We start from the raw sequence: 20,101 nt of genomic DNA, 5'->3' as shown, positions 1-20,101 counted from the left end.
TCCGCTCATAAATTTTCTCACAACACCCGGAATATTGCAAGTACCATATATGGCATTATACCTGACGCCGGAACTAAGTATATCACCCGGGCACAACAAACGTCTAGTATTTCATGGATGCCGAAATTTCCGCATCAAACGGAAAACCGGATGTTTGGATACCCCGGGCCTAACCTCATATTCTTCTGTACAGGAAACTCCGGGACAATAACATTAGAAATCCAGAATTTGATATTTTGTAAAGGCCACACGCTCAACTTCCGGAACGATCTTTTGGATTTCCGCCAGCAATCGGCTTCTGATCTCATCCCGGTTATCTATATCCACCAGATACGAAGCGGAGCGGGATGCAAACCAGGTGTTCAACATATCCGTCAAGGGAACCTGTTGATTGATAATAGAGTTTGATATGGACGCATTGTCTTTTTCATAGCCCAGACGGATCTCCACCACAAATGTGCGGGAGACCTGATCATTGGTTACCCCCCTAAGTTCGGGGACTTCCGCAAACCATGAAAATACTGGGGGCGGTCCCTCATATGACTCGGAACGCTCGACCCTGTCCTGGCCCGGCTGATTTGCGCCCATGATATTCAAGGTGACCACCACAACCGTGACAATGAAGATGATGGCACCCACAATGATGGCCGCCCATTTCAATATTTGAATTACTATGGCTGGGAGAAAGCCGACTTTTTGCCCTCCCCCTCCTTCGGAACCGCCTTCATCTGCGGCAACTACATCATCATCACCATCGAGAAAATCATCACCCATGGAATCCTCCTGAAACATTGGAGACTGCAGTGCAGTCTCTGGTCAGCCGGAAAACCGGCCGGGTTATACTAACATATCGGAATATCCGGGTTCGAGTGTAGCCTTTTTTCCCGGACCGGAAAAGCACCGGTGCGAATTGCCTTAAATGGAATGAATGGGACAGCGGAATGTGTAGGAAAATCGTTTGGAAAGACGGAAGCGGCGGAGAGTCTTCCACCACTTCAGGGTATTAGAGATTTCCTTCGGAGAGAATAATAACATCCACCCGTCGGTTGTACGCCCTGCCCTCGGGGGTGTCGTTTTCCACAAGAGGTCGGTGTTCTCCCAGACTCATTACCTGAAACTGGGTTTCGTCCGCACCGAATTCAGAAAGAATAAGCATGGTATTCAGCGCCCGGGCGGCTCCCAGATGCCAGTTTGAAGGCCATGGACCGTCGGGATCGGTGGGCTGACTGTCAGTATGGCCTTCTACCCGGAAATAGCGTTCATCCAGATAATCTTCGGACAACAGACTGGCTAGACGTATGAGAATATCCCTGGTATCTTCAAGGCGGATTTCCGCACTTGCCACATCGAAAAACGCATCCGAAGCCAGTGAAATTACCAGCCCCCGCTCATCTTCGGTAACCCGGATCTGTTCGGTGCGGATTTCCGGCTCAAAAAGGCTCACCGCAGCCCGCCTGGCCTTGGCCAGGGCGCGCCCCGATTGAAGAGACGGAAGGGATTCAATGGTATTACCCAGTTCCGCAAGACGCCCGGCTTCCAGGGTGTTCCCCCCTTCAAAGTTTCCAAGGCCCTGAAAAGCTGCCAAAATCAGCTGGAATTCATAGCCGTCCACCTCGGCGGTGGTGAACATGAGAACGAAAAACGTAAGAAGAAGGGTTACCATGTCACCGTAGGTGAGCATGTATTCGGGCACCCCTTCGTCACATTTTTTGCATTTCTTTTCCTGGGCCATAGTTCAACCTTTCAATCCCGGCGGGTGTCCGGCATGCATCCGATCCCGCAGCTTGTACTACTGATTCGATTCCGCTCTAATGGGTTCCCGCTCCGGTGGAGGCAGGAAGCTCAAGAGTTTTTCCAGAAGGATTCGAGGGTTATCTCCCGACTGAATAGAGAGAATCCCTTCTATTACGATTTCTTTTGAGCGGGTTTCATATTTATCCCGGTCCTCAAGCTTGGACTTAAAGGGAATGAGTACAATATTCGCAAGCATGGAACCGTACATGGTGGTAATCAAGGCCGTGGCCATACCCGAGGCAATGCCCGACTGGTCCTCCAGATTTGCAAGCATGGCAATAAGTCCGATAAGGGTACCAATCATTCCGAAGGCGGGAGCCAAAGAGCCCCACTGACCAAATAGATTAATCCCGTCTTCATGTCTGCCCTGAATCTGGTTGAGTTCGGTGTAGAGTATGCTCTTAATAATTTCCGGGTCTGTACCGTCCACCACAAGCTGAATTCCCTTGCGCATAAATTCATTCTCAACTTCATCCAGATTATCTTCCAAGGCCAAAAGACCTTCCCGACGGGCACGTTCTGCAAAGGCCACCAGATCGGTGATCAGCTTTCCTTCTTTGAGATCGGGGACGTTGATGAGTATATTAATGTACTTACCAATACCCATTACCCGGTTCAGAGGGCTTGCGATCATTACCGCCCCGAGAGAACCTCCGATAACAATGAGAACCGAAGGAAAATTGACATAATATTGAAACCCCACGCCGCCGCCGATAATTCCGAAAATTACCATGCCCACGGAGACGCCGAGTCCGATCAGGGTACCTAAATCCATAGGATGCTACTCCTCGTTCTTGAAAGCACCGATTCGGGAGCGGTACTCGATAATCCGTTCCAGAAGAAGCTCATAGCTTTCCTTCACCACTAAACGCTTACCGGATAACATGGTAAGCGTCGAATCGGGGTTACACTCAATATACTCTATATGATGGGGGTTTACATAGTATACCTTCCCATCCAGACGGGTCACTTCAATCATGGTCCCCACTTCCGTTCAATTCCCCCCAGGGAAGACCGCCAGGCCCTCCGGGAGGAATAGATCATTCTATCCTACATCAATTACCGTTTCAGCGAAAGAAGTTCCTGGAGCATCTGGTCAGAAGTGGTAATAGTCCGGCTGTTTGCCTGAAAACCCCGCTGGGTAACAATCATATCTGTGAACTGTTCCGCCAGGTCAACATTACTCATTTCCAGAGCACCTGCGATAATTTTTCCCCGGCCTGAAGTGCCCACCGGACCCACATCCGCATCTCCCGAGTTGATGCTCACCCGGTAGTTGTTCTCTCCGGCTTTTTCAAGCCCGCCGGGGTTCACAAAGGTGGCAAGGGCGATCTGACCGATGGGTCGATTGGTGCCGTTGTCATAGATACCGGTAATGGTTCCGCTCTGGTCGATCCGGAAATCCTGGAGATACCCCATTCCATAGCCGTCCTGCCGGAAAATCTTATTGGAACTTGCGGCTGCAAACTGGGTTGAAGAGTTTTCGGTGCTTCCAACTTCCCCCAGATCCACGGTGAAGGTTTGGGTTATGGGATCTCCGGCTACACCTTCGCCAACGAAAGCCGGGTCAATATTTTCAACATCTTCAGGCAATTCGGAATCGGGAACCAGAAAACTGATGTCCACGTTCAGGTCTCCGGTATCGTCAATGCCTCCGCCGGGACTGGTAACGCTTTCAAGAATTCCGAAGTTATCGAACTGCAGCTGATAGGTATTGTCACCGTCGGGGTTGGCGGTGCCGTTCACCGCGATATCGGGTATTACCACATTACCCTGGGGATCGATAAGCTGAACCTCAGCATTCCATTCATTGGTTCCACCTACAACCTTGGTGTAGTTCACTTCGAGAGTGAGTTTCCGCCCATAGGGATCGTACACGTCTTTGCTGGTCCGCCATGTACCTTCACGGATCTCTTCAGGACCCGCTCCGGCGGGAATTTCGGGTGTATCCCGGTTCAGATTAGATGCCAGCTCCACAAGGGTGGTGGCCCGGGCAGGGTCTTTGCCGCCGATGGGAATCCGCAGATCTCCGGTTGAGGCGGAGGAATCAATAAACGTTACTCCGTTCACCGTCTCTGCAGTCCATCCCTGAACGCGCATCCCGTTGGATGGGTTCACAAGCATCCCCTCGGCATCCAAAGAAAACGCTCCCGCTCGGCTGTAAAAATCCTGATCCCCTTCACGGAGCATGAAGAATCCTTCACCCTGGACGGCCACATCGGTTTTCACTCCGGTGGTCTGGAGGGAACCCTGGGTGAAGATGGTATCAATGGAAGCTACGTTCACCCCCAAACCGACCTGCTTGGGGTTCACACCGCCCACCCGCTCATTGGGACGGGCTGCTCCCTGTTGGCTTTGGGAGAGAAGGTCCTGAAAGTTAACTCTTCCCTTTTTAAAGCCGGTGGTGTTTACATTCGATACGTTGTTTCCGATGACGTCCATCCGGATCTGGTGATTCTGGAGTCCTGACACTCCTGCATATAGTGATCGCATCATAGGGCTGCCTCCTTAGTCCTGTTTGCTCTGTGCGGCGTATGCGGATGCCGCAGCTGCTGCGCTTCCTTCCCGTATCCGGCTGACATCGGAAAGATCATAATAGGTTCCGTCTACAAGTACCTGGGGATATTCACCGCGGGTTATCTCCTGAACTTTTCCGGAAATAACATTGCCGTCCAGCACCACATCAACTTCCTTACCCAGCATGGAAGACGCCTGACCTGCTGAAAGCTGGGAAGCCAGAGTTTCGAAGCCTTTACTCATATTGGTCATCTGCTCAAGACTGGAGAACTGAGCCATCTGGGCGATAAATTCCCGGTCTTCCATGGGTTTGGTGGGGTCCTGGTTCTTGAGCTGCGCAATTAACAGGGTAAGATAATCATCTTTATCCATGGACTGCTTGATCTGCCGCCCGTCGATCTGAATGCCCCGGTTCACGTTGCGAACCTGCTCCTCAACCCGTGACTGCTCTGTACTGCTTAAAAGGTTTTCAAAGCTCAGCTGATTTCCGTCAGCCTGGCTTCCAAGCTGAACGTTGGATCTATCGATCCCGTTCAGGCTTCGCAGGCTTGCGGTGTCCACTGCTGTTGAACTGATACCTTCCATCATTTTCTCCCCGGAACCCCTGAAAGGTTCCTTTTTCTGATCCTGTATCCCGCCGGTTTGTTACCGGTCAGAAAGGATCAGGCCAATATATCAAGCGATTCAAATTCCCGGAGATAATTCCGGGCCTGTGCTATCTGGTTTTCAAAGCGGCCGGCCTGCTCACCGTTTCCGGCAAGACCATTGTCGTCCCCCATGGAAAAGGGTTCGGGAGTATCATCCCCGTTACCGTCATCAAGCTGAACGTCAACACTCAGGTCATCAAATCCCTGGTCCTGAAACATCTCCTTCAATTCACCGAGCATTTCAGTAAACGCCGCTTCCACATCCTTATTTTCGACAAATATTTTTCCGGCTACAGAGTTATCTTGGAGATTCACCTTAATCCGTACTCTTCCGAGCTTTTCGGGTTTGAGTACCATGCTGATTTCGCCGGAGTTCTGTCCCTTAAAGATGTAACGGGCCTGACGCACCACATCGCTGCCAAGCTGACCTCGGAATTGTTCCTTGAACTGGTTCATCATTTCCGAAGAACTCATTGTCTGCTTTCCGCCGGTGCCGGCCGACGAATTCCGGCCGTTCTGCCCGTTTTGAAGGCCGTCCGGGCCCCTGGTCAATGCCTCGTGCCCCAAAAACACCTGGAAATCCGAACTGCTGCTCATTGACGCCCCGGGCTGAACCCCGGACTGAGCGAACATGCTGTTGTTGAATGTTCCACCCTGCTTGGCACTGTCCCCCGCACCGCCGTCTCCCCCGTTGCCCTGAAATGCAGCGCTGCCCCCGTCGCGGGCCTGCTGCACCATGGAAGAGAGAACCTTGGAATCCCCGGCGTCCGCCGTCTGGGAAGATGAGCCTGGGCTGCCGGACTGGTTACCCCGGCCGGAAATGCGGTCCATACTCTGACTGAGAATGGAAGACTGTACGGTCCCGTTGTTTCCCGGGTCCCCTGTACGGGAGCTCGAGGCAACGGAGTGCTTTGCGCTTCCCTCTCCGTTTCTGCCCCCATGTTTCGCTGCGGTCATTACTTCTTCATTACCTTCTGCAGCCTTCCCGGAAGAGCGGGGACGATTTAATGATGTATTTTCCTGTGCATCTGCGTCGGATATACCCGGGTTCCGGGCAGCTTTTTGGTCTGCGGGGGATGCAGCTTCGTTTTGCTTCTCTGTCAGCTTTTCCGGGAGCTTTACTGATCCCTTCCCTGCGGCCTTCCCGGCGGTCTTCCCGGCGGCACGGGTGCTCTCATTCCCGGAGGATTTTTCTGACTGGCGTTGTTTCAAGCCACCTGCCATGTGATTCTGATCAGTATTCCGGTCTTTCGAAGCCTTCAGTCCTTCACCCGGGCGGCCTGTGTCTGCGACGCCTTTTCCGGCCTTGGCTGCCTTCTGTGCCGACTCACCGGTCTTAGCGGCCGCCTCTTTTTTCCTTTCCGATGTATGAGGGGACTCCTTGGCGGCTAGGGCCGCAGCATCCTGGCGACCCTCTTCACCACTCCGGGATCCCTGCCTTCCGCTCTGTTCTGCCCCGCGGGTGCTCGCCTGTTTAGCAGTTTTATCTTGTTTCAGATGATGTTTTTCCCCGGAATCGGCATGATCTTCCACAGACTGTTTTTCAGATGAGCCAGCCTGGTCTCCCTTTCGGGCTTTTTCCGCGCTTGCCTCAGCGGCGTGTTTTTCTGCTTGCCGGTTTGCAGTATCGCGGTCTTGAGCCCTGCGTGTGTACTCATCTCTTTCTGCGGCACGATTATCCGCCGCTATCCGTGAGGCATCACGGGAGGCTTCTGCTCCGTCTGTCCTATGGCTGTCAGAGGTTTCATTATTGTAGGATGATTTTGCGTAGAGTGGATCCGTTGCCGGATTGCCTCCCGCAGCTGTGCCCGCGGGAAAGCGGGAAATCTGCCCCGGCTCATGACTGAGGGGCTGGTACACCGGTTCACCCGGCGGAGTAAAATAATCTGAGAACTGTTTGCCCTGCACATCCCGGGGCATGGGATTCTGAACCCTGGGATGTTCCGGAATGGAAGAGGGGAATATGTCCGCTACGCTCAGATTCTGCATGCTTCCTCCTGCAGAGCCCGGCGCAGCGCCAATCTATGAGTCGGTTGGTGAATCCAGTGAAGGTTTTTGGGTCATCTTCCGCTGGATTGCCGCAGCCCGTTCTTCGGGCAGCAACGACAAATAGGTGGATACCAGTGAAAAAGTCCCTGCCTCATCGGCAAGTTCCTGCACCATTCTCAAGGTATCGATGAGAAGCTGATCATCGTACTCATTGAGGATGTCCACGGCATCCTGGGGGCGCATGCTGGTAAGATCACGAGCATTCTGTACCAGGCCTGCTCTTCTATCATCGTACCGATTCAGTTTTTCATTAAATGAATTTTCACGGTCTGACTGGATCTTTTCCCGTTCTTCCAGTTGGGATAGACGTTCCTGATACGACTCCATCTCCTGGCTGAGCTGTTCGCGGCTGTTTTCCAGTGTTTCCAGATGCATATCTATGGCGAGTTCCCGCTTGGCCAACTCCATACTATCCAGGAGCTCTACATCTGAATAATCCACCGCCACAGTTTCCTCTGGGCTGAGATTAAGAAGATTCAGTACAGGCCCGATGAGGGGGCGGGCATCTATGAGACCCAGAATATCGAACCAAATTGTTCCCCCCAGCAGTAATACCGCCACCAGGACAAATAAAAGAAAAATCCGAGGGGCGACATTCACCCTGTTATAACGTGCCACGGTAACCTCCTGCTATCCGGGAATTGGCGATATCGTCAATTTCCTTCGCTTCTTCCCGAAACCATTCTTTCCGGTATTCTGCTACCCGTTTTTCCTTGATTTTATTTATGGCCTCATACTCTCTGCGAACTTCCGTATAGGTCTTGAGTACCTCTTCCTTCCGGATATTCGCGTTGTCCAAATCCTGCCGAAGTTCACGGGTTTTCTCTTCAATTCTTCCAAGGTACAGGGAACGGGAAAGATGATAATCCATATCGTCGCCCCCATCTGCAGAAAATACCGCACTCCGTTCCCGTTGCAGCAGCTGTATCTGGTTTTCTATTCTGGAGCACTCGGCCTGTGCCTGCCCCAGCTTGAGTCTCCACTCCTCCTCCTTATGGGCCCGGAGGCGGAGAAGGGGCTCAAGTCGGAATTGGAAGCGTTTCATTCCGGAACCGCCTGCGAGTCGGCGGTTTCTGCTTCACCGCCCGGGATCACCGCTTCCCCCTCCCGGGACTCTGCATCCGCGTTCGCATCTGCTGCTTCTGCTGCCTCCGCTTCAGGCAGAGGTATCTGAAGTCCGGAAATATCCGACAATCCCTGGAAGGTTTCCCGGAGCGAAGATTTCTCAGTAATACTCTGCTGGAGAAAGCGCAGGAACGAAGGGTTCCGTTTGATTGCCTCGTCCAGTTCAGGATTGTTGCCGGAGGCGTATGCTCCGATATTTATCAGGTCTTCATTTTCCCGATAAAGAGCCATCAGCCGCCTCACTGCTCCCGCAGCTTTTTGAGCCTCCGGCAGTGATATTCTGGGAGCAAGCCGGGACACCGAATCAAGCACATCTATGGATGGATAATGATAGGCCTGAGCGAGACGGCGGCTGAGCACCATGTGTCCGTCCAGTATTCCCCGGACATTATCCGCTATCGGTTCGTCCATATCATCCCCGTCTACAAGAATGGTATAAAAACCGGTAATCGTACCCTTTTCCCCTGTTCCGCAGCGTTCTAGGAGTCGGGGAAGGGTGGAAAACACCGACGGAGGAAAGCCTCTGGTTGCAGGAGCTTCTCCGATGGCCAGCCCGATCTCTCTCTGGGCTCTTGCGAAGCGGGTAACCGAATCGAACATCAGCATAACGTCGTTGCCCCGGTCCCGAAAATACTCGGCAACTGCGGTAGCTATATAGGCGGCTTTCAACCGCGCTACAGGGGGCTTATCGCTGGTGGAAACAATGAGTACCGAGCGTTTCAGCCCCTCCTCGCCCAAATCCTGCTCGATAAACTCCCGAACTTCCCTTCCACGCTCGCCAATGAGGGCAATGACATTAATATCCGCCGAGGTGTTTCTGGCGATCATACCCAGCAGGGTGGATTTCCCCACCCCGGATCCGGAAAAGATGCCCATCCTCTGCCCCTTGCCCACCGGAAGAAGCCCGTCGATGGCTCTGATTCCGGTACTGACCTGTTCTCTAATGCTTTTCCTGTTAAGAACATCCGGCGGTGAGGCCATGGCAGGATAATGCATACCCGAATGAATATCGCCCTTCTCATCTATGGGTTTACCCATGGAGTCCAGAACCCTTCCGAGAAGTTTATCGGAAACCTGCACCTCCAGCCGCCGACCGCTTGCCACCACAGAGGACCCGACCTCAATACCCTGTGGCTCGCTGAACGGCATGAGCTGTACTATGTTTCCGTGAAGCCCCACTACTTCCGCATAAATTGGTTCATGCCCTGCGGCAGGATATATTTCGCACAGCTCGCCCACAACCGCCTGGGGGCCGTGACTTTCTATGAGAAGTCCACGTACTTTCTGGACGGTGCCCATAAAGAGAATGGTTTCTATGCTCTGTACGGTTTCCACATATTTGGCAAAACGCCTCATTCTCCCCTCCCAAGGAATATGCCGGCGGTCAAACCGGCCGGTCGGAACAGCACATTCCGGAAACCGGCCGAAAGATCACAGGAGATTATCCGGATCTCTGCTCCGTTTTGAGGAGGCTATGGGCATAAGCTCAATAATCGCCTCTTCAATTTCCCGCAACTGGGATGAAATCCGGGCATCAATCTGACCGAAGTCGGTTTCAATAACCGCACCGCCGGGATCCACCGAAGAATCCTCCATGACGGTTACATTTTTCACCCGCTCTATGCGGCTCATCAGTTCTTTCGTATGTTCTGTGGTGGTTTTCAGATCGTCGATATTCACCCTGATATTTACATCAGCCTTAGTCTTTAGTTTCCTCAGGGCCTGGACAACATTATTGATTACCACATTCCGCTGATTCTCGCTGATAACCTTAATCACTTTTTTCGCTATTTGGAGAACCAGCTGAACCAGCTGAGCTTCGCTTTCTTCTATTACCTCATTTCTCCGCTCAATGGTTTTGCTGATAATCATGTGAAGACGGTCTATTACCCTCTCCACTTCCGAGCGTCCGGAATCGTATCCGCCTTCCCGCCCTTCATCGTAGCCCTTCTGAAAAGCTTCCTTTTCTATGTCTTCAGCCTTCCCCCGGGCCTCGTTCAGGATTTTATCAGATTCAGCCCGGGCATCTTCCACAATCTGCCGGGCTTCTTCCTCTGCCTTTTCTTTGTCTTCCTGGGCGTTTTCGGTCTTTTTCCTCACCTCTTCAAAGGCTGTGGTTTCGGCTTCCTGGATAATCTGCTCGGCCTTCGCTCTGGCTTCGCTTTCCATACGGGCCTTTTCTTCTTCCCACTGGGCCTTGAATGCTTCAGCCTCCCGGCGCAGCTCATCTGCGGTGGGACCGCTGTACTCCTCCACTTCATCCACCGGACTAAGTTCCTGCACGGCGGCGCCCGCCCCGTGCTGCTGGGGTGAAAATTGGGGGAAGGCTGCTTCGGGAGGAGATATATGTACTTTTTCCTGTGACAGGTTGAACTCCCCGTTACGGAATACATTTTTCGCCATGGCTCCCTACTCCTTTGAACCTGTATGGGAAGAGGCCGGACCTATGGGTCCGGACGCAGGCACGCACGCGGGTCCGGACGCAGGCACGTACCGAGTAAAATTATACCACAAGTTCATCTTCACCGGCCCGTGCAACAACAATTTCGCCCTGCTCCTCAAGCTTCCGGATAATGGAAACAATCTTCTGCTGAGCTTCTTCCACATCCTTCATCCGGATGGGACCCATATACTCCATGTCCTCTTTCAGCAGCTGACTGGCACGTTTGGACATATTCCGGAATATCTTATCCTGTACTTCAGTATCCACCGACTTTAGCGCCTTAGCCAACTCGGCAGTATCCACTTCCCGCATAACCTTCTGAATGGCCCTGTCGTCCAGCATCACGATATCTTCGAATACGAACATTCGCTTCTTGATCTCTTCTGCCAACTCGGGGTCTTCTTCTTCCAGGCTCTCTATAATTACTTTTTCGGTGGAGCGGTCAACCAGGTTGAGGATCTCCACGATGCTTTCAACACCTCCGGCGGAGGTGTAGTCTTCGGAACTGAGGGTTGAAAGTTTCTTCTCCAAAACCCGTTCAACCTCCCGAAGAACTTCAGGGAGCGTCCGGTCCATGGTGGCAATACGCTTGGCCACATCCGACTGAATATCATGGGGTAGACTTCCCAGAATTACCGAAGCCTTATTCGGTTCCAGATACGCCAGAATCAGCGCAATGGTCTGGGGATGCTCCTGCTGAATAAAGTTCAGCAAATGGGTGGGATCGGTTCGCCGGATAAAGTCAAAGGGGCGGACCTGAAGACTGGATGTGAGGCGGTTGATAATATCCACCGCCTTTTGGCTTCCGAGGCTTTTTTCCAGGAGTTCCCGGGCATAATCGATGCCCCCGGTGGTGATGAAGTCCTGAGCCATCATCAGTTCCTGAAATTCGGTAAGGACCATATCCCGCTCTTCAGACTCGATACTTTCCAGTCTTGCGATCTCAAATGTTAGGGTTTCTATTTCATCTTCCCTGAGGTGTTTGAATATTTCGGATGATATTTCGCTTCCCAGGGTGACCAGAAAAATGGCGGCTTTCTGGCGGCCGTTCATTTCACGTTTCTGGCCGCCCCGTTTTCCACCTGCCTGTGACTGCTTAGCCATATCCTACTCCTCCATCAGCCAGGTTCGGATCAGCTGTGCAACATCCTCGGGATGTTCTCTGGCCATATTGATGGCATTTTCCTGCATCTCAAGCCGTGCACGCTCTTCAACCGACATTTCCACTTCTGCGCTTTCTTCTTCCGCACTTCGAAGGGCGGCTTCACGCATTGCCTGATGCTGCCGTGCAAGCTCTTCTTCCCGCAGTCGACGGCGACGCTCGATTTCCCGGGTAATCAAACGGAATACAATAAAGACAATCAGGAGAACCACAATACCCAGCAGAGAAAAGAGAATAATCTGCTGTGTCTGCTGGCGTTTGCGAAACTCGTCGTCCTCCGCCCGATGCTGCTCACTTCGGTCAAAAGGAATGGTTCGAACCGTCACCACATCACCCCGGTTCTGACTGAACCCCACCGCTCCCTGAATCAGCTCCGTTGCTCTATCCAACTGTTCCTGACTCACAGGAGAGTAGGTTCTGTTAATGCTCCCGTCGGGGTTTATATCCACCTGGCCGTTATCCATATACTGCCATTGCCACACACCATCGATGGCCACCCCCACGGAAATCCGCTCAATGCTGGGGGAACCGGTCTCAGTTGTCACCTGGCGGTTAATTTCGAAATTTTCCTTATCCTGGCTTCGGCTGTATTCCCCCACAAGCCCTTCAAGGTCCTGGTAGCTCGGCGGAGTCTGACCTTCCACCCCAGGAGGTCCTTCGGGATTGAACCCGCTTCCCTGGTAGTTTTCATCGAAGTTTTCCCGGGAACGAAGAACGTTCAGGGTGGTTTCCCGCTCACTGAACGGCGTGGCCGGATTGTCCGGGGTGATCACAATAGGAAAAAACTCTTCCTTCTCGGTCTGCCGGTTTCCGTAGTCCAGATCCACTTCAATATTGAGAATCTCAATTCTGTCTTTAGTAAAAATGCCGGACAGGGAATTTTTAATCTGCCGTATATACTGCTGCTCAAGCTCCCGCTTCAGCTCCAGCTCCCGTTTGTTTAATGAAAGACGGTCAAAATCCGCCATGCCTTCGAAATCGTTGAGCTTCCGTCCCGATGTATCTGAAATGGTGATGTAATCGGCGGTAAGTCCGGGAACCGCAAACTGCACCAGTTCCTGAATCCCTTCAAGTTCGTTACGGTTTTCTACGATATCGCTGCCGGGTTTGGGGGTAATAATGATTGAAACGGTGACCGGATCCTGATCTTCGGAGAACAGGGTTTTTTCAGGCATGACAATGGTTACGCTTGCATCGTCCACATCGTCCAGGGCTTCAATATGCTGTATGAGCTGATTGGTAATGGATCGGCGAAGGTTCACATCCCGTTCGTAATCGGTGATGGTCCAACGGTCCATATCAAAAAGTGCCCATGGGTCGGTATCCCCGGGCAAAAGCCCTTCGGTGGAAAGGATTGCCCTGGCACGCAGTGCGGTGGGGCGGTCTTTCACCATGAGAATATTGTCGGCGGTTACCTCATACTCAATACCTTCGGTGTCCAGACGAGCGCCGATCTGCTGGCGCAGCGTTTCATCGGTTACCGGTTGAGTGAGAATTGGTTCCATACTTGGAGACGCACTGAAGAGTATCAGTGCCGTTACACCGGCAATGGCCGCGAGGCCGACGCCGATGAAGATTATCCGCTGTAGAGTTGACCATTTAGACCATATGGTCTTTATCTGGTCAAACAGCTTCTTAAACCATTCGTTCATATCCCCTCCCAAAGAACTGAACGGAAAAGCTGCACACCACCTGCAAGAGTCAGGCAAAATTCCGGAGTGGCACAAAGGCCGGTGGGCTCAGAAATCCGAGCATTTCCACTGGCGGTGCCTATCAAAGAACAGAATGTGCAAACATAGACCTACACAAATGGAATTCTACATGGAAAAAACATAAACTTCCAGTGATAATTGAGATAAAACACAAAAAAAAGCGCCTCGGATGCTCAACAAGGGGTTCAGCCGGGCGCACACACACTGTGTTAGGAGATTTTTTAGATGTATTACCGGGGAAGATCACCCCTCCCCGGAGAGTGCCGTTAGCGTAATGTTGTAATATCCTGATACGCCTGAACCACCCGATCCACTACGTTCTTGGTAATACTCAGGCTTAGGTTTGCCTTGGCCATGGCTATTGTCACATCGTGGGGATCCACGGAGTCGGGATCGGCTACTGCCTGAACCGAGATATCATGGGCGAACTGCTGTTCCTGGTTCACCCCTTCCAGGGAGTCGAAGAGCATCTGACCGAAACTTTTCTGCCCCTCCGGTGCACTCAAGCCCTCATTACCGACATGGGAACCGTGGGTCTTGTACAATGCAAACTGATCGCCGGAAACCTGAGCCGGACTTAGAAAATTCCCGCTGAATTGTATACTCATAGTTCTCCTCCCGGTATTAATCCTCGACCTTCAGGCCGGGAACTTAAGGTTTTTCTTCCGGGGATTAGCGGCCGATTTCCAATGCCTTCATGAACATGTTCTTCGCACCGTCCACAACTGCGATATTTGCGTCATAACTCCTGGATGCGGAAATGAGGTCAGTCATTTCCTCCACCACATTCACATTGGGATACTCCACATATCCCGCCTGGGGCCCCGCCTTGATTGCATCCGGGTGGGTGGGGTCATATACCAGCCGCAGGGGATCATCCATATCTTTATCGATCTCCACTACCTGCACACCGCGGCCCACTCCCGAATCCAGGGCCTTGGGAAAATACTGACTTTTCCAGGTTGTTCCCTGAGCGCTGGGAGCCACGATCACCCGACTTCGCCGATAGGGCCCGCCTTCGGGGGTCCGGGTGGTCTCCACGTTGGCAATATTATTGGCAATTACATCCTGACGGAGCCGTTGGGCTGTCAGTCCGCTGGATGCGATATTTAGAGTGGAAAACATTCCCATTCAGCTGCCTCCTTACTGCAGTACTATATTCAGATTATTAAAATTATGATTCACCGCGCTGACCATCAGGTTATAGGACAATTGGGCGTTAATAAAATTGGTAGATTCAACTTCAATATCTACGTTATTTCCGTTGTTTTTGGCTGTGGTAAGAAAATCGGTCACCCTTCTGGGAACTACGGTGCGATAGTCAATTTCCCGGTCGAAAGCCACATGTTTATCGTTGGTGAGGTATGCATCGAAAACCTGACGATTTTCGCTATCCAGGGCCTTCTTCAGGCTGGTTTCGTAGTTCACTTCCTGGCGTTTGAAATTCGGGGTGTCTGCATTGGCAATATTATTGGCCACTACTTCCTGCCGGTAGAGGTTCACACTCATATTACGCTGGAGGATATCCAGGCTTTTACCCCAGTTGTTATTGGTATACATAATCCCTCCCGAAGATTACTCTGATTTCATCATCGGAAGGGAATGAAAAATGATAAGGGGTTTTGCCCTGTTTTTTTGAAAATCTGAGCCCCCTCCACCCGGCGAGAGGCCGGGCTTTGGGAATCCGGGCTTTGGGAGGCCGGGCTTTGGGAGGCCGGGCTTTGAGAGGCCGGGCCTACAAGATATAGCGGCTCAAGTCCTGATCCTGAACAATATCGCTCAGACGCTCCCGCACATACTCGGGGGTAATTGGAATAGATTGTCCGTTCAGCTCCGGGGCGGTAAAGGACAGTTCTTCAAGCAACAGCTCCATAATGGTGTGAAGGCGGCGTGCACCGATATTTTCGGTTCGGCTGTTTACATCCGCTGCGAGACGGCTCAGTTCCCTGATGGCTTCATCGGTGAAATCAATTGTAACTCCCTCGGTTTTCATCAGCTCTATGTACTGTATGGTGAGTGCATTCTGGGGCTGGGTGAGGATATTATAAAAATCATCGGTGGTGAGAGCTTCCAGCTCAACCCGAATGGGAAAGCGTCCCTGAAGCTCGGGAATAAGGTCACTGGGTTTGCTCATATGGAAGGCTCCGGCAGCAATAAAGAGAATATGGGAGGTGTCGATCACACCGAATTTGGTGTTCACCTTGCTGCCTTCCACAATGGGGAGAATATCCCGCTGTACGCCTTCACGGCTCACATCTCCGCTGTTGCGCCCCTCTTTCACCGCAATTTTGTCTATCTCATCGATAAATATGATGCCCAGACTTTCCACCCGATGGCGTGCAATATCAGCAACCCGGTCGGTGTCCACCATCCGTTCCATTTCCTCGGTAAGAAGGATTTCCCTGGCCCGGGCAATGGTGGTCTGTTTTTTCTTCTTTTTCCCGCCGAATATATTTCCCAGACTGCCCAGATTCAGATCAATTTCTTCCAGATTCTGGCCTGAGAAGATTTCAATTGCTGGCATATTGCTCTTGGAAACGGAAATCTCAACCTCTTTTTCCTCAAGCTTGCCGTCTCTCAACCTTTGTCGGAACTTCTCCCGGGTGGTATCGGAAACCTGAGAACTGTCGGCCTCCTGAGGGGAATCGGAGGCTGCAGGGAGCTCCTTCACATCGGAACCAGCTTCATTCGGCGCTTCGCCGTTGCGCTTGGAAAAGAGTCCCGCCATTCCTCCGCCGCTTTTCGGGGTCTTCCGGCTTCCGGGAAGCAATAGGTCCAGCAGCTGCTCTTCCACCCGCTCTTCCGCTTCTTCCCGCACCTCTTCCTGGAGTTCACTTTTTACCATATTTACCGAGACCATCATCAGATCCCGCACCATGGACTCCACGTCCCGCCCCACATAGCCCACTTCAGTATATTTAGTGGCTTCAACCTTAACGAATGGAGCACCCGTCAATTTGGACAAACGCCTGGCAATTTCTGTTTTCCCTACGCCGGTGGGACCCATCATGATAATATTTTTGGGAGCCACTTCATCTACCAAATCTTCCGGCAGTTTTTGTCGGCGGACCCTGTTTCTCAGCGCAATGGCCACCGCCTTCTTTGCCTTTTCCTGACCGATAATATATCGATCCAACTCTTTAACAATCTGGCGCGGAGTCAAATCCTCAAGCTTCAGCATCAATGCAACTCCTCAACAACGATGTTCTGGTTGGTGTAAATACAGATATCTCCTGCAATCTGAAGACTCCGCTTGGCAATATCTCCGGCGCTGAGCTCACTTGCGTCCATGTACGCCAGGGCGGCGGCATATGCATAGTTTCCTCCGCTGCCGATGGCAATGGCTCCGGTTTCCGGTTCAATTACATCTCCTGTTCCAGAGATCAGGAGCATCTGATCCTTATCGGCTACAAGCAGCAGAGCTTCCAGCTTCCTCAGCATCCGGTCGGTTCGCCAAAGTTTTGCCAACTCCACCGCCGCTCGGGTTATGTCGCCGGTGAATTCTTTGAGGCTGGCTTCGAATTTATCGAAAAGCGTAAAGGCGTCCGCGGTAGCTCCGGCAAAACCCACGAGCACTTTCCCGTCGTAAATCCGGCGCACCTTCTTGGCATTGCCCTTCATGACCGCATTTCCCATGGTGACCTGTCCGTCACCTGCCATTGCAATACTGTTGTCTTTTTTTACAGCAATTACGGTGGTGCTGCGTATCTTCTCAGCCATCCACCCTCCTTCTGTGAATAAATATGATTGAGTCATCAAGACGCGTCCAAAAATCCAGTTTTTAGAAGCAGTCTCTCAATATGCCCGCCGCAGTCGCTGGCCGGGCTTTTCACCGGACGGCCAGACTTTTCACCCGACAGCCAGACTTTTCAGCAGGCAGCTTGGAACTCTTCCGGTTCAATGGGCAAATATACCTATGGAAGCGTCCGGTGAACAGGAAAAATTCCTCATTGGACCGGCGGGGCATCCCCGGATTCTTCCGCCCCGCCGCTCTTTCGGCGGCGGCTGTGGGGATGGGCGTTCCGGTATAAGTCCCTGAGTGCTCCCAGGCTTGTATGAGTATAGACCTGGGTGGTGCTGAGGTTCTCATGCCCCAGCATTTCCTGGACCATCCTGATATCCGCACCGTTATTCATCAGATGGGTGGCAAAGCTGTGACGAAACATATGCGGATGAAGCGACCCGGGTAAATTCCGGCTTGTACTGATATTTCCAAGTATATACTGAATTCCCCTGGGGCTCAAAGCCCGTCGGTTCCTGTTGAGAAAAAGAGCTTTCGGCCCGTCGTTCTCTTTCAGAAAATCTTTCCGTCGGCGCAGATATTCGGGTATGAGCTGGCGTGTTCGGCGGGAAAGAAAAACCACCCGCTCCTTCCCGCCTTTTCCCCGGATACGAAGTTTGGCGGAATCCCGTTCAAGCTGTTCCGCATGGATTCCACTGAGTTCACCAAGCCGGCAGCCGGTACTGTAGAAAAGATGGGCAATCAGAAGATCCCTCCAGCCGAAATAGTCAGAAGCCCCTTGCTCAAGCTCCCTCAGCAATGCGTTCATTTCATCCTCATACAGGAATTCCGGTAAATCCTTCGGGGTTTTTACCCCTCTGACGCCTGGTACCGGAGCCGCCTTTCCCTCCCCCCGGGATGGACTCCTTCTGGCATGAAAGCGGTAGAAACTTCGTATCGCTGAGAGCTTGCGGTTCACCGTTCTGGCAGCCGACTCCTTTCTCCCCAGCCAGCCCATGTAGGCCCGGAGAGTACGGTCATCCGCAGCAAGGGGATCCTCCTCCCGGGATTCAAGCCAGAGAATATATTGGCTGATATCCCGCCGATAGGCGGAAAGGGTGTGGGATGAAAGGCCCCGAACAGCGTCGAGGTATTCCATATAGTCATCTACCAAATTCTGATAATCGTCTTGCATATAATCACATCATCGTCATCGTTCATGGGAACAATGAGCCGCCGGGACTGAAAATGTCATTGTTCAAGAGAATTCGTTTCCAACCCGGGAAATACATAACTGAGCACATCTTCAGCTGAATACACCTCCCAGGCGCCCTGATTCAGCAGCTGAAGCCCGCCCTGATTTCGTCGGGTATTCACCCCTCCCAGAACACACACATCCCGTCCCTGCTCCAAGGCATAATCTACGGTAATCAGCGCTCCCGAGCCTTCGGGAGCCTCAAGAACGATGACTGAATGGCTGAGACCGGAAATAATCCTGTTCCGCTCAGGAAAACGGTAGGGCCTGGGTTCGGTCCCCGGGGGATATTCGGATATGAGGGAACCGGAGGAAGCGATTATCCGGGAGGCCAGCCCGCGGTTGGAAGCGGGATACACCATATCCGGACCATGTCCCAACACTGCGTGGGTAATCCCCGGCGTACTCAGCACTCCATTGTGACATGCGGTATCGATACCCCGGGCCAGTCCTGAGACTACGCTAATTCCCCTCCTGGCCAGCTCCCCCGCCAATCGGTGTGCACCCTCATAGCCTGCCACACTGGGCGTACGGGTCCCAACCATTGCCTGGCTCATATCGCCGGAAAATCCCGGCCCCGGGGGAACCCGACTGCGGATAAACAGAACAAAGGGAGGATTGTATATCTGTTTCAACAGCCAGGGATATGAGGGCTCCCAGATTCCCAGGGCATGGCAGCCTGGCCGTTCGAGCCATTGCTCATCCCGTTTACTGAGAGCAAAAATGTCCCGGGGGCAAAAATTTTTCCCCTTCCCCGGAGTCCCCAGACCCATTTCATACAGACCATACCTGGTCAGGTTCTGGAATCTGTTTTCATTAAGATTGAGCCCCTGGAGAATGAGCTTTTCCGCGGTACTGAGAAATGAAATTCTGTGGATCGCCAGATCTATCCGTTGAAGCATTCATCCTATTCACCGGATAAAAGCGCTTCCCGATTGCGGATAGCAGCGTCTTTTTCATCGGGTCTCCGGGCAGTATCTGCGATCCGGGTATAAATGGCTATTGCGTCCTCGGTTCGGTCTTCAAGAAGGGCGATGCGGGCCAGAACAAAGAGCAGCCGGGAATCATCGGGGAAGATCTCAAGTCCCTGATTCACCACCCGCTTGCCCTCCTCTATCTGGTCGAATTCGAAAACATGAAGCACCGCAAGTCCCACATAGGGGTCCTTGTAGCCGGGGTTTACCTCAACAGCCCGGCGGTAATACCCCTGGGCACGTTTCAGATACTCCATTTTCTCCTGATCAGCGGGACGGGAAAGGGCATACTGCCCCGCCGAGACTCCCGCTGAGTAGAGAACCACATGGTTTGCGGGCTCAATTTCAAGAATTGCCTCATAGTTATCCAGGGCAAGCTTATGCATACCCAGGCGGGAGTACTCTTCAGCCAGAAGCTTGTGAAAGTTCACCGCAGATCCCGCCGCTTCGATCTTTTCCTCAATAATTGCCTTGTATCGGCGAATTTCCTGCTTCCATTCCTCCAATTGGGCTTCACTGGGAGGCTCATCGCTGTATCGGTTGGGACTGAGCCGAATCAGGCTATTGATGAACCCCGGGGATTCCCCGGAAGAGCAGGAGACAGTCATAAAGAGAAGCAGCAAGATTCCGCCGGTTATGCCAATCCACCGGAATACCGGTACAGATCTGTTTTTCATCCCTTCCTCCCCTGGAAAACACCAT

The 20,101-nt window shown here is 52.4% G+C and carries 21 protein-coding genes; all 21 read right to left on the bottom strand.

Annotation, left to right across the window (positions count from 1 at the left end; translation table 11 throughout):
- Positions 1-213: 213 nt before the first annotated feature.
- The 21 genes from AC52PS_RS03935 to AC52PS_RS03835 all read right to left on the bottom strand — a co-directional run bounded on the left by AC52PS_RS03935 (position 214) and on the right by AC52PS_RS03835 (position 20,076).
- On the bottom strand, positions 214-774 hold the full coding sequence (locus AC52PS_RS03935; RefSeq protein WP_495561736.1) for a flagellar basal body-associated FliL family protein: 561 nt from the start codon (positions 772-774) through the stop codon (positions 214-216).
- 229 nt (positions 775-1,003) lie between these two features.
- Positions 1,004-1,732, bottom strand: a complete 729-nt coding sequence (gene motB / locus AC52PS_RS03930; protein WP_495561735.1) for a flagellar motor protein MotB — start codon at positions 1,730-1,732, stop codon at positions 1,004-1,006.
- Between the two features lie 57 nt (positions 1,733-1,789).
- Positions 1,790-2,569: a motility protein A gene (locus tag AC52PS_RS03925; RefSeq protein ID WP_495561734.1), complete on the bottom strand. Its 780-nt coding sequence runs from the start codon at positions 2,567-2,569 to the stop codon at positions 1,790-1,792.
- A 6-nt stretch (positions 2,570-2,575) separates the two neighbouring features.
- Positions 2,576-2,773, bottom strand: coding sequence for a flagellar FlbD family protein (locus tag AC52PS_RS03920; RefSeq protein WP_024267514.1), 198 nt, complete (start codon positions 2,771-2,773; stop codon positions 2,576-2,578).
- An 80-nt stretch (positions 2,774-2,853) separates the two neighbouring features.
- Complete coding sequence (gene flgE, locus AC52PS_RS03915; RefSeq protein WP_495561733.1) at positions 2,854-4,290, bottom strand: flagellar hook protein FlgE; 1,437 nt, start codon at positions 4,288-4,290, stop codon at positions 2,854-2,856.
- Positions 4,291-4,302: 12 nt separating this feature from the next.
- Complete coding sequence (gene flgD / locus AC52PS_RS03910; RefSeq protein WP_495561732.1) at positions 4,303-4,896, bottom strand: flagellar hook assembly protein FlgD; 594 nt, start codon at positions 4,894-4,896, stop codon at positions 4,303-4,305.
- Positions 4,897-4,973: 77 nt separating this feature from the next.
- Positions 4,974-6,947, bottom strand: coding sequence for a flagellar hook-length control protein FliK (locus AC52PS_RS03905; RefSeq protein ID WP_495561731.1), 1,974 nt, complete (start codon positions 6,945-6,947; stop codon positions 4,974-4,976).
- Positions 6,948-6,980: 33 nt separating this feature from the next.
- Positions 6,981-7,625, bottom strand: coding sequence for a periplasmic-type flagellar collar protein FlbB (locus AC52PS_RS03900; RefSeq protein WP_495561730.1), 645 nt, complete (start codon positions 7,623-7,625; stop codon positions 6,981-6,983).
- Entirely contained in the window at positions 7,612-8,052 is a 441-nt protein-coding gene (fliJ, locus tag AC52PS_RS03895) for a flagellar export protein FliJ (protein WP_495561729.1), read from the bottom strand. Before fliJ ends, AC52PS_RS03900 begins: the two co-directional genes overlap by 14 nt.
- Positions 8,049-9,488: a FliI/YscN family ATPase gene (locus AC52PS_RS03890; RefSeq protein ID WP_495561728.1), complete on the bottom strand. Its 1,440-nt coding sequence runs from the start codon at positions 9,486-9,488 to the stop codon at positions 8,049-8,051. Before AC52PS_RS03890 ends, fliJ begins: the two co-directional genes overlap by 4 nt.
- Positions 9,489-9,563: 75 nt before the next feature.
- Positions 9,564-10,535 (bottom strand): flagellar assembly protein FliH, encoded by a 972-nt coding sequence (gene fliH, locus AC52PS_RS03885; protein ID WP_495561727.1) that lies wholly within the window; start codon positions 10,533-10,535, stop codon positions 9,564-9,566.
- A gap of 100 nt (positions 10,536-10,635) precedes the next feature.
- Positions 10,636-11,679 carry a flagellar motor switch protein FliG gene (gene fliG / locus AC52PS_RS03880; RefSeq protein WP_495561726.1) on the bottom strand — a complete coding sequence of 348 codons (1,044 nt, stop codon included), beginning with the start codon at positions 11,677-11,679 and terminating at the stop codon, positions 10,636-10,638.
- Between the two features lie 3 nt (positions 11,680-11,682).
- Positions 11,683-13,389: a flagellar basal-body MS-ring/collar protein FliF gene (gene fliF, locus AC52PS_RS03875; RefSeq protein ID WP_495561725.1), complete on the bottom strand. Its 1,707-nt coding sequence runs from the start codon at positions 13,387-13,389 to the stop codon at positions 11,683-11,685.
- Positions 13,390-13,715: 326 nt separating this feature from the next.
- The gene (fliE, locus tag AC52PS_RS03870) at positions 13,716-14,057 is read right to left on the bottom strand and encodes a flagellar hook-basal body complex protein FliE (protein WP_495561724.1); all 342 of its coding nucleotides are present in this window, start codon (positions 14,055-14,057) and stop codon (positions 13,716-13,718) included.
- Positions 14,058-14,121: 64 nt separating this feature from the next.
- Positions 14,122-14,580 (bottom strand): flagellar basal body rod protein FlgC, encoded by a 459-nt coding sequence (gene flgC / locus AC52PS_RS03865; RefSeq protein WP_495561723.1) that lies wholly within the window; start codon positions 14,578-14,580, stop codon positions 14,122-14,124.
- Positions 14,581-14,592: 12 nt separating this feature from the next.
- Positions 14,593-15,009: a flagellar basal body rod protein FlgB gene (flgB, locus tag AC52PS_RS03860; RefSeq protein ID WP_495561722.1), complete on the bottom strand. Its 417-nt coding sequence runs from the start codon at positions 15,007-15,009 to the stop codon at positions 14,593-14,595.
- A gap of 175 nt (positions 15,010-15,184) precedes the next feature.
- Entirely contained in the window at positions 15,185-16,630 is a 1,446-nt protein-coding gene (gene hslU / locus AC52PS_RS03855; protein ID WP_495561721.1) for an ATP-dependent protease ATPase subunit HslU, read from the bottom strand.
- Positions 16,630-17,169 (bottom strand): ATP-dependent protease subunit HslV, encoded by a 540-nt coding sequence (gene hslV / locus AC52PS_RS03850; protein ID WP_495561720.1) that lies wholly within the window; start codon positions 17,167-17,169, stop codon positions 16,630-16,632. The genes hslU and hslV overlap by 1 nt, the downstream gene beginning before the upstream one ends.
- Positions 17,170-17,396: 227 nt before the next feature.
- Positions 17,397-18,365, bottom strand: coding sequence for a tyrosine-type recombinase/integrase (locus AC52PS_RS03845; protein ID WP_495561719.1), 969 nt, complete (start codon positions 18,363-18,365; stop codon positions 17,397-17,399).
- Positions 18,366-18,421: 56 nt separating this feature from the next.
- Positions 18,422-19,327, bottom strand: coding sequence for a DNA-processing protein DprA (gene dprA, locus AC52PS_RS03840; protein WP_495561718.1), 906 nt, complete (start codon positions 19,325-19,327; stop codon positions 18,422-18,424).
- A gap of 5 nt (positions 19,328-19,332) precedes the next feature.
- The gene (locus AC52PS_RS03835) at positions 19,333-20,076 is read right to left on the bottom strand and encodes a hypothetical protein (RefSeq protein WP_495561717.1); all 744 of its coding nucleotides are present in this window, start codon (positions 20,074-20,076) and stop codon (positions 19,333-19,335) included.
- Positions 20,077-20,101: the final 25 nt, after the last annotated feature.

The organism is Salinispira sp., assembly GCF_059431795.1.
Note: the sequence above shows the minus strand (reverse complement) of the source record. Positions and strands in the feature narration are given on the sequence as shown.

Excerpts from the sequence above, each read along its gene's own strand:
- AC52PS_RS03935 (WP_495561736.1), bottom strand. The coding sequence starts at position 774 with ATGGGTGATGATTTTCTCGATGGTGATGATGATGTAGTTGCCGCAGAT.
- motB (WP_495561735.1), bottom strand. The coding sequence starts at position 1,732 with ATGGCCCAGGAAAAGAAATGCAAAAAATGTGACGAAGGGGTGCCCGAA.
- AC52PS_RS03925 (WP_495561734.1), bottom strand. The coding sequence starts at position 2,569 with ATGGATTTAGGTACCCTGATCGGACTCGGCGTCTCCGTGGGCATGGTA.
- AC52PS_RS03920 (WP_024267514.1), bottom strand. The coding sequence starts at position 2,773 with ATGATTGAAGTGACCCGTCTGGATGGGAAGGTATACTATGTAAACCCC.
- flgE (WP_495561733.1), bottom strand. The coding sequence starts at position 4,290 with ATGATGCGATCACTATATGCAGGAGTGTCAGGACTCCAGAATCACCAG.
- flgD (WP_495561732.1), bottom strand. The coding sequence starts at position 4,896 with ATGGAAGGTATCAGTTCAACAGCAGTGGACACCGCAAGCCTGCGAAGC.
- AC52PS_RS03905 (WP_495561731.1), bottom strand. The coding sequence starts at position 6,947 with ATGCAGAATCTGAGCGTAGCGGACATATTCCCCTCTTCCATTCCGGAA.
- fliJ (WP_495561729.1), bottom strand. The coding sequence starts at position 8,052 with ATGAAACGCTTCCAATTCCGACTTGAGCCCCTTCTCCGCCTCCGGGCC.
- AC52PS_RS03890 (WP_495561728.1), bottom strand. The coding sequence starts at position 9,488 with ATGAGGCGTTTTGCCAAATATGTGGAAACCGTACAGAGCATAGAAACC.
- fliH (WP_495561727.1), bottom strand. The coding sequence starts at position 10,535 with ATGGCGAAAAATGTATTCCGTAACGGGGAGTTCAACCTGTCACAGGAA.
- fliG (WP_495561726.1), bottom strand. The coding sequence starts at position 11,679 with ATGGCTAAGCAGTCACAGGCAGGTGGAAAACGGGGCGGCCAGAAACGT.
- fliF (WP_495561725.1), bottom strand. The coding sequence starts at position 13,389 with ATGAACGAATGGTTTAAGAAGCTGTTTGACCAGATAAAGACCATATGG.
- fliE (WP_495561724.1), bottom strand. The coding sequence starts at position 14,057 with ATGAGTATACAATTCAGCGGGAATTTTCTAAGTCCGGCTCAGGTTTCC.
- flgC (WP_495561723.1), bottom strand. The coding sequence starts at position 14,580 with ATGGGAATGTTTTCCACTCTAAATATCGCATCCAGCGGACTGACAGCC.
- flgB (WP_495561722.1), bottom strand. The coding sequence starts at position 15,009 with ATGTATACCAATAACAACTGGGGTAAAAGCCTGGATATCCTCCAGCGT.
- hslU (WP_495561721.1), bottom strand. The coding sequence starts at position 16,630 with ATGCTGAAGCTTGAGGATTTGACTCCGCGCCAGATTGTTAAAGAGTTG.
- hslV (WP_495561720.1), bottom strand. The coding sequence starts at position 17,169 with ATGGCTGAGAAGATACGCAGCACCACCGTAATTGCTGTAAAAAAAGAC.
- AC52PS_RS03845 (WP_495561719.1), bottom strand. The coding sequence starts at position 18,365 with ATGCAAGACGATTATCAGAATTTGGTAGATGACTATATGGAATACCTC.
- dprA (WP_495561718.1), bottom strand. The coding sequence starts at position 19,327 with ATGCTTCAACGGATAGATCTGGCGATCCACAGAATTTCATTTCTCAGT.
- AC52PS_RS03835 (WP_495561717.1), bottom strand. The coding sequence starts at position 20,076 with ATGAAAAACAGATCTGTACCGGTATTCCGGTGGATTGGCATAACCGGC.